Genomic DNA, 16004 nt, shown 5'->3' with positions numbered 1-16004 from the left:
GCGTAGACCTTATACGGAATAAAGTAAAGTGCACTTACTAGCACATTAACCAATTAAATTGATATAAATTTCAATTTATGGAACATTAAATTAATCATACAGGCAATTAATTAAGCTTGATATTATTTAGTTTAAAGAGCCAAAAATGGCACTTTATTTGATTTTAAACCAATTAAAGTTACCTATTCGATACATTATAAATACTCGATAAAAGACAGCTTTTGAGAAAAGGGTATATATACATACCTTTCTCTCGCTTTGGTTATTCGTGTTAAGAAGATCTGGGGTTTGCTGCAATGCCGAGTCGTTACACAATGCTCTCTTCGAATAACCAATAACGAATAACGAGTAACGGCTAACTATTAGCCCCAGATATTCACGGCGCTTCGCGCCACCCGGCCTTGCCTTGCACAGGGACGCCGGGCTACACGCTGAATGGGTAGGCAATTGGTGGATGGTGTTTGTAATTGTGGACGGCGAAGTCGTCCATGGTGACCCAGGTCTCTAGGTCTTCGAGAGTTTTGATGTCTGGGTTGATTTCGAGTTGTGGCGCTGGGTATGGCTCGCGCTTTAACTGCACGTCGCGCATCAATTCTACTTGGTCTTCGTAGATGTGAGCGTTGACTATTTTATGGTAAGCCACGCCGGCTTTGTGGCCGGTGATTTGCGCCATGAGCGCTAAAAATGTAAACACTTGTACTTGGTTAAAGTTAAGGCCCAGCGGTACATCGCATGAGCGCTGGTAGCTAGTTAAGTACAAGGTATCGCCCAGCAGTGAAAAGTTGTGGGTGTGCATGCATGGGCGCAGGCAGCCCATGTGGAATTCGCCTGGGTTATAGAAGCTAATAATTTCGCCGCGATCATCAAGGCCACGTGACAGGTTGTCGACCACTTTACGTAGTTGATCAACGACGCCGCCATCAGGCTTTGCCCAGGCTCGACCTTGCACGCCATAAACACGGCCCATGTCGTCTTCGCCTTTGCGGTGCGGGTTAGCTAACCAAGCTTCGTTTAAGTTCGCGTTCGCGTCCCAAGTGGGTGTGCCGATTGCGCGAAAGTCTGCCGCATTTGAATAGCCGCGAATGTAGCCGAGTAGTTCTGCAATCGCCGCTTTCCAATAGCTTTTACGAGTAGTAATTAGCGGAAACTCATTACGGTCGACGCGATATTCAAGGTCAGCGTTAATCACAGTTAGGCAGCGTTTGCCGGTACGCTCATTTTCAATCCACACGCCTTCATCGACAATACGTTGGCATAACTCGAGATACTGTTTCACGCTTTCGCTCCGTTTTTATTATTTTTATACGCTAACAATATTAACACGGCGCCCGCCAGAATCATCGGCGCGGACAACCACTGCCCCATCGACCAACCGAAGGTTAATAATCCCAAGTGGCTGTCAGGTTCACGGGCGTATTCCACCACGAAACGCGCCAAACCATAGCCAATCAAGAATAAGCCACCGATAGCGCCAACTGGGCGCGGTTTGCGGCTATACAATGCCAATACAATAAATAACACCAGCCCTTCAAGCAATGCTTGATAAAGCTGTGAAGGATGGCGCGGTAATGGCCCCGCTGCAGGGAAAATCATCGCCCACGGAACGTCAGTAACACGACCCCACAATTCACCATTGATAAAATTACCGATTCGACCAGCGCCTAAACCTACTGGAACCAGCGGGGCGACGAAATCACCGACGGCAAGGAGCGATTGCTTCGTCTTTGCCGCAAATATCCAAAGCACCGCGATAACACCAAGCATACCGCCATGAAACGACATGCCGCCGCTGGTGATATCGAATAAATAAAGTGGATTTTGGATGAAATACTCAAATTGGTAAAACAGCACATAACCGATGCGGCCGCCCAAAATGACACCCATAAACGCCCAAAATAACAAATCGCTGAAGCGCTTCTCGGTCCAGCCTTGGTTCTCGTAATGTGGCATCCGACACTGACGATTCCCCCACCACCAGGCAAACAGAAAACCAACGAGATACATTAAGCCATACCAGCGCAAATCAAGCGGCCCGATGCTCACAATAATCGGATCAATATTGGGATGCACCATATAGTCGGCTGACAAATTCGCTGTTTGCATGAATTATCCTATCGCTAGTTTTATTGAAATAATAACCAAGAACACCGCAAATCCGCGCTGTAAATGTTTCACCGGAAGACGCTGCGTTAAACTGGCGCCAAGCGGTGCACACAGCATGGAGGTAATTGATATCGCTATCCATGCCTTAACATGCACGTAGCCGAGCAGCCCGTCGGCGCCTTCAAGTTGTTGGCCTAGCACGATAAACGCGATAACTGCGCTTAAACCAATGCTCAAGCTACCAATGGAGGATACCGCAATTGCCTGACGGATGGGAACTCTTAAGCGTTGTAATAGCGGTACCGTCAGCGATCCACCACCAATACCTACCAACGCAGATAAAGTACCCATAGCGGTGCTAATCAGTGCCATCAAACGCTTTGATACGTCGGTAAGCGGTTCACCGCCGCGTTGCGGAATCAACATTCGAATCGACAGCAACATGAGCACACCGGCAAAGATACGCTGCAGCCACTCAGGGTGGATTAACGTGGCCAGCCAAGCGCCCAAAACGGCGCCTACCATTAACCCGGGAATTAAACGGCGTACCCAAAAGAAACTGACTTGCCCATGCTTTAAGTGAGAACGCGCTGAACTACTGGTCGTCATGATGATGGTTGCGAGCGAGGTTGCCACAGCCATTTGCACCACCAAATCGGGGGCGACACCCAGCAACGGCAGTAAATAGATGAGTAAAGGAACAATAACAAGGCCGCCGCCAATGCCGAGCATGCCGGCAAGTAAGCCTGCCACCATGCCTCCGGCTAAACACCATAACCAGCCCGTTAAGAGCACTGCTTCTCCTTAACCACCGGCACGAACAAAACCGCCGAGGCCGGCGTTTTCCAGTGCCATGATAACGTGTTGTTTCACTTCTTGCGGGGAACGCGCGGCGAGTGCGCGCTGTAAAACCTGCTCTAAATCCGCCGCGGCAATATGCCGAATAATCCAGCGGATACGATCTATATTATAGCTATTCATGCTGAAATTGCGGTAACCCATAGCAAGTAATAACAACGCACCACCTGGTTCACCGGCTAACTCACCACATACCGACACCGGCTTGTTCAGTTCATCGCAACGTTCAATAATTTGCTTCAAAGCGTGCAATACCGCCGGATGGAACGCGTCATAGAGGCTTGCTACACGTGAATTGTTACGGTCGACTGCCAGCATGTATTGGGTTAAATCATTGGTGCCCACTGAAAAGAAATCGACTTTATCGGCCACACAATGTAACTGATAAATCAACGCAGGTACTTCGATCATTACGCCAATTTGAGGCTCAAATAATTGCTCATCAACGCTGCATTGCAATTCTTCGGCAACTTCATGGTAGGCCTGATGAATCATGCGAACAGCTTCATCAACTTCTTCCGCACTGGTGATCATCGGTAGCAAAATACGTAAATTATTGCGCCCCACAGAGGCCCGCAGCATGGCACGAATTTGCACCAAGAAAATTTCTGGATGATCAAGTGTCATCCGAATACCGCGCCAGCCTAAAAATGGATTCTCTTCATCCATGGGTAGATATGGCAACGGCTTATCGCCGCCGACATCGAGCGTTCGCATAACGACCGGTGCACCGCGGAACTGCTCGAGCACCGCACTGTACAATTCTTCTTGTTCATCTTCTGTTGGCAAGCGCTCACGCATCATGAACGGAATTTCGGTACGATAAAGCCCAACGCCATGCACGTTCAAATCGTTTAACCAATCGCGCTCGGTGTTTAAGCCAACATTCAAATTAAGTTGAACACGCACACCATCGGTAGTTTCGGCTGGCAGGTCACGCGCCTGCATTACTTTTTGCCGCAGCGCTAATTCTTCATCCGCAAGTTGGCGATATTCATTTTCGACCTGTAATGGCGGGTTAACAAAGACATCACCGTTGTAGCCATCGACAATCAGTGTTTCGCCACTGACTTCATTCAGCTCGATGTCGTCAACCCCAAGTACGGCTGGAATACCCATGCTACGCGCCATAATAGCAGCATGAGAATTACCCGAACCGCGAAGCGATACCATGCCAATAATTTCAGCCTGCGGTAGCTCCGCTAACATGGTTGCGGTGACTTCATCAGCAACCAAAATACACTGCTTCGGCGGATTAAATTTGCGCGCTTCGCGGTTCTGCAAATGAGCGAGAATACGATTCCCTAAATCACGCACATCACTGGCGCGCTCACGAATATATTCGTCATCGAGGTTCTCAAACTGATTGACCAACTGCTCAACCACCAGTTTTAAGGCCGTTTGCGCGCGCCAGCCATCATTAATCGTTTGCTCAACCTCTTTACCAAGGCTCGCCGAATCCATCATGGCGTGGTAGACGTCGAAAATCGCTAACGTCTCTTCGGCTACCTGCCCTTTCATGCTATCGCTAATGGTTAATAGTTCTTGGCGAGTGCGGGCAACAGCGGCGCGAAATGCGCGGATTTCATGTTCCGGCATATCACTTCGTTTGGGCGTCACTTCACTAAGACGTGCCGGTGGTTTCACTACAAACGCTTCACCGATAGCAACGCCCGGTGCCGCAGGTAATCCTTTAATTGTCTGTAACCATGGGGACTGCTTAGCGGTTCTCAACAAGCCTTTTGCCTCAGCGTGAGCAATCACCACAGCTAACTGTGCTGCGAGTGTTACCACAAAGGCTTCTTCATCGCGGGTGAAGGCTCGTGCCTGCTCTTGTTGCACGGCCAGCACACCAAGCACGCGGCGACGATGAATCACCGGCGCTGCCAGCATCGCTTTGTAGCGATCTTCAACCACGTGTTCCAAGCGTAAGAAAGCTGGGTGCTCCGACGCGTTGGCAATATTCAACGGTTCTTCACGCGAGGCGGCAAGGCTGATCACACCCTCACCAAAAGGAACATGAATCGGTTTATCGGAGCGAATTTCTAGGCCATCAGTTGCCGCTAGGGCAAATTGATGTTGTTCGTGATCAGCAAGATAGACGGTACAGGAGTCAGTGTGCAGGGCTTCTTTAACTTGGCGCACCATGGTTTGTAGCGCCAGCTCGAAATCTGGCGCTTGATTCACAGCTTCAACGATGCGTTGTAGTACTCGAAGCATAGGCTGCCTTGTAGATCACCAACGGTTTGTTTAAGAACGACGGCGGCGCGGTGGCTTTGAACGGCGTGGCATTGCGTTCATCACAACGGCAGAAAACTCTTTTAGAACCCGTCGATAAACTTCTCGTTTGAACGACACAACTTGCCGCACAGGGTACCAAAAACTTACCCACCGCCAATCATCAAACTCAGGATGTGACGACTGCATGACGTTCACATCGCTCTCGTTGCATTTTAACCGCAGTAAAAACCATTTCTGCTTTTGACCAATACAGGTTGGTCGTTGTTCGCGTCGTACCAAACGCTTTGGCAGTCGGTAACGAAACCAATTGCGACTGGTATAAACAATTTCGACTTGCTCGGGCTTAAGCCCTACCTCTTCCCAGAGTTCACGGTACATAGCTTGTTCAGGCGTTTCGCCATCATCAATACCACCTTGCGGAAATTGCCAGCTATGTTGCCCGAATCGACGCGCCCAAAAGACTTGTCCCTGCTCGTTGCAGATAATGATTCCTACATTGGCGCGAAATCCTTCTGCGTCTATCACGCGAGCGCCCTCATAAATTCGACATATGGCTTGGATTTTTCCATAATCGCGGCATGAATGAAAGGATTAATCCGTTTAGACGAGGTAATTGTGCAACTCAAACAGCTCTTTGATCAGGCCAGCGCGCTCGCTGGGCTTAGTTTTGCAGAGTTGGCGACGCAACTGGGCATGACCGTGCCTAATGATCTGCGCCGCAACAAGGGTTGGGTTGGACAACTTCTCGAAGCTGCGCTCGGCGCCAGCGCCGGTTCACAAGCATTACAAGACTTCCCCGAACTCGGTGTGGAACTAAAAACTATTCCGCTTGATGCCCAGGGCAAACCGCTCGAAACAACCTTTGTGTGCACCACCCCGCTCATTGATGTGCATCAGTTAACTTGGGAGACCAGTAACGTACGCAACAAGTTGCAGTGTGTACTTTGGATTCCCATCGATGGCCGCCGCGAGGTGCCATTAGCGGAACGCACCATTGGTACCGCCTTTTTGTGGCAACCCAATACCAAGCAAGAAGCGCAATTGCGCGCGGACTGGCAAGAGCATATGGACAAAATTGCACTGGGTGAAGTGGAATCGATTACTGCACACCAGGGCGAAGTATTGCAATTACGTCCGAAAGCAGCCAATAGCCGTGTGCTAACTGAAGCCATTGGTGCGAACGGTGCGGTCATTCAAACCTTGCCACGCGGCTTTTATCTAAAAACCCAATTTACCGGTCAAATCATTCGCGAGACGTTTGGTTTGTCCGATCCGGCTCGTGCCTATGACTGATACGTCGACACCCGAACGCATTGTTTATGTGCAGCCGCTCGCCCGCGCGCATGGGTTCGGATTTAATGCGCTTGGCGTGGTCATTTTTGCCGTAACCATGTTTTTATGGCTTACCGACACCCCCATTATTGCTGCCGCATATGGGTTGCTATTTATCACGAGTGCAGTGTTGATATTTTTAGGCAGTGCCAAAATTTTTGAGCCCCCAGTGAGTATGAGCATCACACCACAGGCAATCACGTATTTGCACCGGCGTGGAACTTGGCAAATTCAGTGGGATAATATTCTACGTTTTGATATCCCTCGATTGCATCGCGGTCTTGAGCTCGAATCTATGCCTTATATTGGTTTTCGTCTGCACGATATAGAACCTGTGCTGCAGAGTATTACCCCGCGGCTTGCCGTGTATTTACTCAGCGAACAACGGCATTTATTGATTGCCGCCCTGCGTCATGAGCGACCAGATTTACGTGAGTACTCGCCATATTTCGAAGTTCCAGACCGTTATAAGGGCGCGTCGGGTACAGAGTATCGCGGCGTACAAGCGATGTTCGCGGTAAGATGTGAACACTTTCGCGAATTATTAGGTTATGATTTGTTTGTTTCGGCGACGGCGCTTGATCGCCCCCCGGAAGAATTCATCACGTGGTTACAACAGTTGAAAAACACAAGAACGTGATTCGTTATTCGTGCGTTCACTTCGTTCACTGTTCGTCCGTTCGGCTGCGCCTCTCTGTTCGCGGTTATTATTGTCGAACAGCGCGTAGCGCGGACGAACAGCGAAGCGTACGAATAACGAACAACGCTTTTGATCAGTAAGGGTTTTTTTATGCAAACACTTGGTTGGCGCGAATGGGGTTCACTCCCCGAGCTTGGCATCGACGCCCTAAAAATGAAAGTAGATACCGGCGCACGCACCTCTTGTTTGCATGCCTTTAAGCTTGAACCGTTTGAGCGCAATGGCGAGAACTGGTTACGGATTTGGTTGCATCCAGAACAACACAGCGACCGTGAATTGATGTGTGAAGCGAAAATTCACGATCAACGCGAAGTGACAGATTCTGGAGGTCATACTGAGCTGCGATATGTTATTCTATCGACATTACATTTAGGTGAGTTTTCGCAACCGATTGAGTTGACGTTGACGAACCGCGACACCATGAAATTTCGTATGCTGTTGGGGCGCCAAGCCATGCGCGGCCACTTTGTCGTGGACCCTGACAAATCTTATTTACTCGGCCAGCCTGGAGCTACCGCATGAGAATTGCAATTTTATCGCGAAACCCGCGTCTTTATTCAACCCGCCGCTTAGTGGAGGCTGGCGAAGCGCGAGGGCATATTGTTGATGTGCTCGATCCGCTACGCTGCTACATGAATATCAACGCCCGCGAAAGCTCCATTCACATGAAAGGTAAAGATCTGCCGCAATACGATGCGATTATTCCACGTATCGGTGCATCGATTACCTTCTTCGGTACTGCTGTGCTGCGCCAATTTGAAATGATTGGCACGTATCCGTTAAATGAATCTGTAGCCATTTCACGTAGCCGCGATAAATTGCGCTCACTGCAGTTGCTGAGTCGCAAAGGCATTGGCTTACCAACGACTGGTTTTGCAAGTCAGCCGCAAGATATCCCCGATTTGATTGAGATGGTCGGCGGCGCACCGCTGGTTATCAAACTACTCGAAGGTACCCAAGGTATTGGCGTGGTACTTGCCGAAACGCGCCAAGCAGCGGAGAGTGTTATCGAAGCCTTTATGGGGCTGGAATCGCACATCATGGTGCAGGAATACATTAAAGAAGCTGGCGGCGCCGATATCCGCTGCTTCGTGATTGGCGATAAAGTTATAGCGGCCATGAAACGCCAAGCTAAGCCTGGCGAATTCCGCTCAAACTTGCACCGTGGTGGTTCAGCTAGCCTAGTAAAATTAACACCAGCTGAGCGCGCAACCGCAGTGAAAGCCGCCAAAACAATGGGCCTGAATGTTGCTGGTGTAGATATCTTGCGCTCCAACCATGGCCCACTCGTGATGGAAGTCAACTCATCGCCAGGCCTCGAAGGTATTGAGGGCGCGACTGGCAAGGATGTGGCTGATCAAATAATCAGCTTCATTGAAAAGAACGCAAAAGCGAATAAAACCAGAACCAAGGGTAAGGGCTAACACCAAAAGCGTTATTCGTTATTCGTGCGTTCACTTCGTTCTCTGTTCGTGCGCTCTTCGCGCTGTTCGAAGTTAACATCGATTAGTAAGGCGAAGCCGAACGGACGAACAGCGAAGCGCACGAACAACGAAGAGCGTAGCGAACGAATTTTATGAAGCATAAATCTTTTCAGTTAGCCAACCAGCGCATTGCTCCTGGCTCGCGGCACAGCGTCAAAATACCTGCTGCGCGGTTGTATAACGATACACCGATGGACTTGCACGCCGAAGTATTTCATGGAGTGAAGCCTGGCCCGAGGTTGCTGGTCTGTGCGGCGATTCACGGCGACGAACTTAATGGTATTGAAGTGTGTCGGCGCTTAATGGGTGAGCTGGATCCGTTGCAGTTGGCAGGTACGGTGATTATTGTGCCGATTGTGAATGTGTTTGGGTTTATTCAGCAATCGCGCTATTTACCCGATAGACGTGATCTTAATCGATGCTTCCCAGGCTCTGAACGAGGTGCATTGGGTAGCCGTTTGGCGCACTTGTTCAACGAAAGTTTGGTGCAAAATGCCACGCACATTATCGATTTGCATACCGGTGCTATTCATCGCAGTAATTTGCCGCAGATTCGGGTTGATACCGATAATGGCGATGCGCTAGAAATGGCTGAAGCGTTCGGTACCCCGGTTATTTTGCATAGTAAGGAGCGCGATGGCTCGTTACGCTCGTTGGCGTCTGAATTGGGTATTCCGCTGATTCTTTATGAAGCCGGCGAAGCGCTGCGTTTCGATTATGCTGCTATTAAAGCCGGCGTTACTGGCGTACAAAATGTGATGAAAAGCCTGAAAATGTTGAAGGGCCGGCGTAGTCGCAAGAAAGTGAAGCCGGTTGTGGCGCATCGTAGCGCTTGGATCCGCAACGAATATGATGGTTTAGTGGTACCCAAAGTAGAGCTTGGGCAGACCATTAATAAGGGGCAAGTTGTTGCGCAAACAGTGAACCCGCATGGAGATGATCTGCATGCGATTAAAAGCCCATACCATGGTATTGTAATTGGCATTAGCAACATTCCGGTTGCCAACGAAGGCGAAGCTTTGTTCAATGTGGCACAATTTGATGGTGAGCGCATTGAGCACGCCAGCGAAAACGTTGATGTTTTCGTGGAAGCGTACGATCAGAAACCAATATAACGTTTAGAGAAGCACATATTGAAGCATTTGAGTCCACCTTCACAACTTGTTCTGCGCCAGCAAACTCGACTCGAAGATGAGCCGTTGCTGGTTGTTAACGCTCCTGATGCGGAGTTAGCCCAGTTATTACCGGTGGTTAGTTGCTGGCAATGGCACGCTGGTTACGCGCAGAAGTGGCAACGCCAAGCGCCCGAAATTTTGCACCATTTTGGTGCTGACGCCCCGCAAGCCGGCTCTGCTAAAGCTGCACTCGTTTGGTTACCGAAAGAAAAGCAACTCACTCTATATGTGCTCGAAGCACTGCGTCATGTGTTACCCGAAGGTGCAACCATTTGGTTGGTTGGCGATAATCGCGGTGGCATAAAGAGCATTCATAAGCAATTTCCAGATACGGTAGCACCGGCGCAAAAAATGGCCGTGGGGAATCATTCCCTGCTGTTAAGAACCAGTGTGAATCAGCACGCTGAGCATTTTAACGTTGAGGACCATTTTGCTTACGTGGAGTTAGACCAGCCACAACGAAGCTCGCCGTTGAAATTAGCCAGTTTACCGGGCGTATTTGCGTTCCCAAGTATTGATACCGGTAGCGCAATTTTACTACAGCACCTGCCAGTGTGGTCACAAGGTAAGGTACTCGACTTTGCCTGTGGACATGGCGTTCTCGGTGCTTGGCTTAATCGGCAATCGCCAGCCCTAGAAATCACTTATTTGGACGTGAGTGCACTAGCCCTACGGGCAACTGAACGTACCCTTGAACTCAACGGGTTGGATGGTTCATGCCTTGCCAGCGACGGCCTCGACAAAGCATTAGGGCAATTTAATTACGTGGTGAGTCACCCGCCGTTTCATACCGGCATTGCAACTGATTATGAAATTGGTAAGCAGTTTTTACGGCAAGTCTATGACCATTTGTATGGGCATGGTGAGCTCTGGTTGGTTGCGAATCGCTTCCTGCCATGGCCAGAGCTCATCGAACAAGCATTTGGTCACTGCGAGCGTGTGGCCGAAGATAACAAGTTTGCGGTTTATCGTGCGACGAAGAAAAGCACGACAAAAAACCATACCAAGCGACGCTGACGAGGTATGGCTACGATGACGTTTAAAGTCAGTTCAATCAAACGCAGCGTCACCAGCTTAGTCATTTTAATTACGACTATCTCGGTGGCGTTGGCGTGTATTGTCCTGAGCTTTAACTTCATTCTCGATACCCATCAGCGCTTACTTCGTCAAACCGACGAAGTTGCAAGCTTTATTGCGGGCAACGCAAACGCTTTCATGGTTTACAATCAAGCCGACTCGGCGGAGCGCTGGCTGCGCTCATTTCAAAGCTCGCCATTAATCAAACATATTCACCTATACCGTCACGACCCAGACAGTGACTCACTAAGTTTCTTCGCCAGTTACTACGCTGAGCAAGAAGCTTCTATTCCGGTGCGTTTTGAACGTGCACGCACACTAACTCAAGCGCGCTTTACGGACACCTATGTGGAAACTGCACGCCCATTGATGGTTGAAGATTCGCTGCAAGGCTATGTCTACATCCGCACATCACGTGAAGATTATGACCAAGCACAGTTGTTCTCGCTGGCTATTAGTGCGGCAATTACAACGGCGAGTTTAATTTTAAGTTGGCTGATGTCACTGTGGCTGCGGCGTATTATCACGCAACCCCTCGATGAGATGGTTGAGAGTATTCAAGATATCGCCCGCGATAAAAAATATGGCACGGCACTGCACGAATTTGAACTGCAAGAGCTCGATCGTGTGGCTATTGCGTTTAACTCTCTCTTGAGCCGTATTCAGCAACATATCAAGCGCCAAGAACAAGCTGAGCGCCAAGCCAGTGACTTGAATGCTGAACTTGAGCTGCAAGTGAAACAACGGACACAAATGCTATTTGAGTCCAACCAAGAATTGCAGCAAGCGCTTGCCACCGCGCACCAATATCAAAATGAATTGGTGCAAGCGGAAAAAATGCAAAGTTTAGCCAAGCTGGTTTCTGGTGTGGCGCACGAAGTAAATACTCCGGTTGGTTTGGCGGTGACGTCAACATCGATTCTGCAAGATAACTTGGTCTCGATGAAACAGAAGTTTGCGGAGAAGAAGCTGACCAGTCAGGAGTTTCAGCGTTACATGACATCCTTTGATGAAAACTTAGCGCTGATTAGTCGTAATATTCGCCGTACCGCTGACTTAATCAGTAACTTTAGTAAGTTATCGATGGATCAGTTCAGTGATGAAGATCGTCCCGTACAGATTGCTAAATTCTGGGATGATATCGAGCAAAGTTTGCGCAGTCGTCATCCCGAGTTGGCGCAGATTCAACTGAGCGCTGAATTCCCAGAAGATCTTACAGTGAATGTGCGACCGGGTCCGCTTAATCAAGTGATCAATCAACTGGTTCAAAACGCATTACAACATGCATTCGCGCATACCGTGAAGCCGAGCATTAAATTTGAGTTTCGCTATCACGCCCTCGAAGACGATGCTGAACGCGGTGAACTCGAGTTGAATTATTATGACAACGGGGATGGTATTCCAAATGAATTGCTGAAAGTGGTGTTCGACCCCTTCGTAACAACGAAACGTAGCCACGGAGCCGCAGGTCTTGGTTTGCACTTGGTATATAACTTGGTGGTTCATGCGTTACAAGGCCAAATCAGCCTAGCCAGCCCGTCACAGCGCGGTACCGAGTTCCATATTAGCGTGCCGGTAAGACAAGTCGCACCAAGCAAGTAAACTTTTGTAAGAATAGTTGCATGATTATGAAGCTATATATAAAATCGCATGCTACACTATATTTCATTACCAAATTTCAACACATGTTAACAGATTCTTGGAACCCTCTATGAGCGCCAGATTACTAATCGTTGAAGATGAAGTTGTCACACGAAATACGCTAACTCGCCTATTTCAGCAAGAAGGCTATGACGTGTTTGATGCTGCCGATGGCATGCAAATGCAACGCATTATGGCTCGCCAGCAAATTGACCTCGTGATTATGGATGTCAACTTACCCGGTAAAAGCGGTATCGAACTTGCTGAAAAGTTACGCGAGAACGACAACATTGGCTTAGTATTCCTGACTGGTCGCGATGCTGAGGAAGATCGCTTACTCGCCTTGGAACTGGGCGCTGATGATTACCTCATCAAGCCTTACAATCCGAAAGAACTAATTATTCGCGTGCGCAACTTGTATCGTCGAATCGAAGCACTGAAGAGCCAGCAGAAAAACGTTGGTCATGACAGTGTGGTGTATGAATTCAATGGCTGGCGTTTAGAGAGCGACAGTCGCTGCTTATTCTCACCAGACGGTAAAATGTTCCGTTTACCAAAAAGTGAATATCGCGCGATGGAATTATTCCTGACTAACCCAGGTAAAATCCTTGACCGTGAAACCTTAGTGAAGAAAATGCTCGACCGTGAATTGCGCCCGAATGACCGCACCGTTGATGTTGCCATTCGTCGCATCCGTCGTCATTTCGAAGCACAACCTGATTCACCAAATCTGATTACCACCATTCATGGTGAAGGCTATCGCTTCATTGGTGATGTTTCAATTCAGCACCTTGAGCAACCGTCGTTAAATGCCCCGAGCATGTAACCAGCGACGTAATTGATGCTGGTGCAGTGGCAATTCAATCGCCCACTGCTCCAGCAAATCATCTGCATCATCCCAGTGCCAATCTTCGCGTTCTAAGCGCTCCATTTGACTTGCTAATTGACGTAACCCAACAGCGCGACAGGCGCCTTTCACTTTATGAGCTTGCCGACGTGTTTCTATTTCGTCACGCTTTTTTACGAGATGTTGAAGGTGGTCTAAATAACCGGCAATGTTGTCACTGAAGGTATCGTACATTTCGTGTACACCTTCATTTCCGAGTAGCTCGTGGTACTGCTCTAATAATTTTTCATCCAACATCGTGGTTTCCTTATCCATATTTTTCGATTCACCTAATCGAAAACTTTTCCTTCGGTTATAAACCCAATCTGGCAAACTACCGTATTGAGCATAATTCTTGTATACTATCGCCCCCTTTCGCAGGGATCAGTATTTTTAACGTTTGGAGCCGTACAAGCATGCCAACAGCTACACCAACAATGATGCCAGACATCGCCAATCAAACTCGCGCACAAACCGAGGGCAAACTCGATTGGGTCGGCATGAGCAATATCGAGATGCCTCTGGTAGTCGGTGCTGCACAAGAACCTGAGCGCCCAGTCAGTGCGCATGTTGATGCATTCGTCAATCTTACCGATCCGAAAGCGAAAGGCATACATATGTCTCGCTTGTATCTATTGTTGGAAGATCTATCAAACAATGATGTATTGAGCCATCACTCACTCGGTAAATTATTGCATGACTTTATAGATAGTCACGATGGGCTTGCAGATCAAGCTTACGTGAAATTTAGTTTCGATTACCATTTGCGCCGTAAGTCGTTGATCAGCAAAAAACAGGGCTGGAAAGCGTATCCGGTGACGGTAACTGGTCGTTACGACAGCGGCAAGTTGAACCTCGAACTCGGTGTTGAAGTACCGTATTCAAGCACTTGTCCATGCTCAGCGGCGCTTGCCCGTCAGTTGATTCAAGATGCGTTTGCCAACCAGTTTGGCACTGATGCTGAAGTTGATGCCGAATTAGTGCACCGTTGGTTGGGTACCACACAAGGTATCGTGGCAACGCCACACAGCCAGCGCTCCATTGCGCAAGTGAAGGTCATCATGGGTGATAACGTGAGTGAATTGCCGATTATTGCCCTAATTGATGCCATTGAAGATGCGTTGAAGACGCCGGTACAAGCTGCCGTAAAACGCGAAGACGAGCAAGAATTTGCACGCCTCAACGGACAAAACTTGATGTTCTGTGAGGACGCTGCGCGTCGCTTACAGCACGCATTGAATTTACAGGCGCAATTCTCTGACTTCTGGGTTCGTGTAAATCACTACGAATCACTCCACGCACATGATGCGGTCAGTATCACCACCAAGGGCGTTCCTGGCGGTTACAAAGCTTAACCAATTTATCGACCTACTAATCCGGCTGCGGTATACTTTGCGGCCGGATTTTTTTGTTTTATAACGTAATGAAAACCTTATACGAGAAAGGCATGGAACCTATTGATATCGTTGGAATTGGCAACGCGCTCGTTGATCAGGAATTTGAAGTCACAGACGAATTTCTACAGCAGCATCAAATTGAAAAAGGCATGATGACACTGATAGAAGATGAGGACCAAGAGCGCCTTATCAAGTTATTGGCTCAACGCGGCGAATTAAAGAAGCAATCTGGCGGTGGTTCTGCAGCCAACTCGTTAGTGGGTTTTGCCCAGTTTGGCGGCAAAGCATTTTATTGCTGTAAAGTTGCTGATGACCACGCTGGCAAATTTTATTGTGAAGATTTGGAGCAAGTTGGCATTACCACCAATACAGGTAGCCAAAAGCACGAAGGTAAAACCGGTCGCTGTTTGGTGATGGTCACCCCAGACGCCGAACGTACGATGCGCACCTACTTGGGTATCACTGCCGATCTATCTGTTGACGAGCTTGATGAAGACGCGATTGCGCGCGCTCAGTATCTCTACATTGAAGGGTACCTGGTCACCTCAATGGTCGCGCGTGAAGCTATCGTTCGCGCGAAAGAGATTGCCCGTGCCAACGGTACGAAAATCGCTGTCACCTGTTCCGATCCAGCCATGGTGAAGTATTTCCGTGATGGCATCGATTTGATTCTTGATGGTGGCGTTGACGTTCTATTCTGTAATGAAGAAGAAGCTGGGATCTTAACGGGCACCACAGACGTACAAGAAGCGCTGCAGCAATTACAACAGCATGCCGATTTGGTCGCGATTACACTAGGCAAGAACGGCGCTTTACTAGGCGACGGCGAACGCCAGGTGGTGATTCCTGGCGTAAAAGTTAAAGCGGTTGATACCAATGGTGCGGGTGACATGTTTGCTGGTGCCATGATGTATGGGCTCACGCGTAATTATTCATTGGCGGCATGTGGTTTGTTGGCGAGCCATGCGGCAGCCGAGGTGGTATCGAATTTTGGTCCTCGGTTGAGTCTTGATCGGCAGCAGCAGTTGTTGATTCGCCTCCAGCACGAACCCGAATTTAATTAAAAGCAAACATGATATTAGCTATTGGATATTAGATATTAGCCCTGAT

The 16004-nt window shown here is 48.8% G+C and carries 16 protein-coding genes; 10 read left to right on the top strand and 6 right to left on the bottom strand.

From position 1 onward, the window contains the following. Positions 1–424: 424 nt before the first annotated feature. Genes CWI82_RS02630 through rppH form a run of 5 tightly spaced genes read right to left on the bottom strand, consistent with a single transcriptional unit; the run spans position 425 to position 5727 of the window. Positions 425–1276, bottom strand: a complete 852-nt coding sequence (locus CWI82_RS02630) for a thymidylate synthase (protein WP_092856341.1) — start codon at positions 1274–1276, stop codon at positions 425–427. Further along, on the bottom strand, positions 1273–2103 hold the full coding sequence (lgt, locus tag CWI82_RS02625) for a prolipoprotein diacylglyceryl transferase (RefSeq protein WP_233340178.1): 831 nt from the start codon (positions 2101–2103) through the stop codon (positions 1273–1275). The genes CWI82_RS02630 and lgt overlap by 4 nt, the downstream gene beginning before the upstream one ends. Before the next feature lie 3 nt (positions 2104–2106). Next, positions 2107–2898, bottom strand: coding sequence for a sulfite exporter TauE/SafE family protein (locus CWI82_RS02620; protein WP_092856343.1), 792 nt, complete (start codon positions 2896–2898; stop codon positions 2107–2109). 9 nt (positions 2899–2907) lie between these two features. After that, positions 2908–5181 (bottom strand): phosphoenolpyruvate--protein phosphotransferase, encoded by a 2274-nt coding sequence (gene ptsP / locus CWI82_RS02615; RefSeq protein WP_130202569.1) that lies wholly within the window; start codon positions 5179–5181, stop codon positions 2908–2910. A 30-nt stretch (positions 5182–5211) separates the two neighbouring features. Then, complete coding sequence (rppH, locus tag CWI82_RS02610) at positions 5212–5727, bottom strand: RNA pyrophosphohydrolase (protein ID WP_092856347.1); 516 nt, start codon at positions 5725–5727, stop codon at positions 5212–5214. 57 nt (positions 5728–5784) lie between these two features. Between rppH and mutH the strand changes: the two genes are divergently transcribed. From mutH to arcA, 8 genes are all read left to right on the top strand, one after another. After that, positions 5785–6495 carry a DNA mismatch repair endonuclease MutH gene (gene mutH, locus CWI82_RS02605; RefSeq protein WP_130202568.1) on the top strand — a complete coding sequence of 237 codons (711 nt, stop codon included), beginning with the start codon at positions 5785–5787 and terminating at the stop codon, positions 6493–6495. Further along, positions 6488–7174, top strand: a complete 687-nt coding sequence (locus CWI82_RS02600; protein WP_130202567.1) for a DUF2982 domain-containing protein — start codon at positions 6488–6490, stop codon at positions 7172–7174. The genes mutH and CWI82_RS02600 overlap by 8 nt, the downstream gene beginning before the upstream one ends. Before the next feature lie 150 nt (positions 7175–7324). After that, complete coding sequence (locus CWI82_RS02595) at positions 7325–7756, top strand: ATP-dependent zinc protease family protein (RefSeq protein WP_092856353.1); 432 nt, start codon at positions 7325–7327, stop codon at positions 7754–7756. Continuing rightward, positions 7753–8658, top strand: coding sequence for a 30S ribosomal protein S6--L-glutamate ligase (gene rimK, locus CWI82_RS02590; protein WP_092856355.1), 906 nt, complete (start codon positions 7753–7755; stop codon positions 8656–8658). The genes CWI82_RS02595 and rimK overlap by 4 nt, the downstream gene beginning before the upstream one ends. Before the next feature lie 152 nt (positions 8659–8810). Beyond that, positions 8811–9833 carry a succinylglutamate desuccinylase/aspartoacylase family protein gene (locus tag CWI82_RS02585; protein WP_130202566.1) on the top strand — a complete coding sequence of 341 codons (1023 nt, stop codon included), beginning with the start codon at positions 8811–8813 and terminating at the stop codon, positions 9831–9833. A gap of 18 nt (positions 9834–9851) precedes the next feature. Beyond that, entirely contained in the window at positions 9852–10910 is a 1059-nt protein-coding gene (locus CWI82_RS02580; RefSeq protein WP_130202565.1) for a class I SAM-dependent methyltransferase, read from the top strand. A 15-nt stretch (positions 10911–10925) separates the two neighbouring features. Continuing rightward, complete coding sequence (locus CWI82_RS02575; RefSeq protein WP_165383864.1) at positions 10926–12572, top strand: ATP-binding protein; 1647 nt, start codon at positions 10926–10928, stop codon at positions 12570–12572. 109 nt (positions 12573–12681) lie between these two features. After that, positions 12682–13437 (top strand): two-component system response regulator ArcA, encoded by a 756-nt coding sequence (gene arcA, locus CWI82_RS02570; protein WP_092856363.1) that lies wholly within the window; start codon positions 12682–12684, stop codon positions 13435–13437. Here the strand turns inward: arcA and CWI82_RS02565 are convergent. Next, the gene (locus CWI82_RS02565) at positions 13417–13773 is read right to left on the bottom strand and encodes an Hpt domain-containing protein (protein WP_130202563.1); all 357 of its coding nucleotides are present in this window, start codon (positions 13771–13773) and stop codon (positions 13417–13419) included. The two genes, arcA and CWI82_RS02565, sit on opposite strands and share 21 nt — an antisense overlap. A gap of 140 nt (positions 13774–13913) precedes the next feature. On the opposite strand from CWI82_RS02565, the gene folE2 reads away from it, so the two are divergent. Continuing rightward, positions 13914–14852: a GTP cyclohydrolase FolE2 gene (gene folE2, locus CWI82_RS02560; protein WP_233340177.1), complete on the top strand. Its 939-nt coding sequence runs from the start codon at positions 13914–13916 to the stop codon at positions 14850–14852. A gap of 92 nt (positions 14853–14944) precedes the next feature. Next, positions 14945–15958 carry an adenosine kinase gene (locus tag CWI82_RS02555; RefSeq protein WP_130202562.1) on the top strand — a complete coding sequence of 338 codons (1014 nt, stop codon included), beginning with the start codon at positions 14945–14947 and terminating at the stop codon, positions 15956–15958. The last annotated feature ends 46 nt before the right edge of the window (positions 15959–16004 follow it).

It is taken from the genome of Pseudidiomarina tainanensis, from assembly GCF_004214835.1.
Taxonomy (GTDB): domain Bacteria; phylum Pseudomonadota; class Gammaproteobacteria; order Enterobacterales; family Alteromonadaceae; genus Pseudidiomarina; species Pseudidiomarina tainanensis.
Note: the sequence above shows the minus strand (reverse complement) of the source record. Positions and strands in the feature narration are given on the sequence as shown.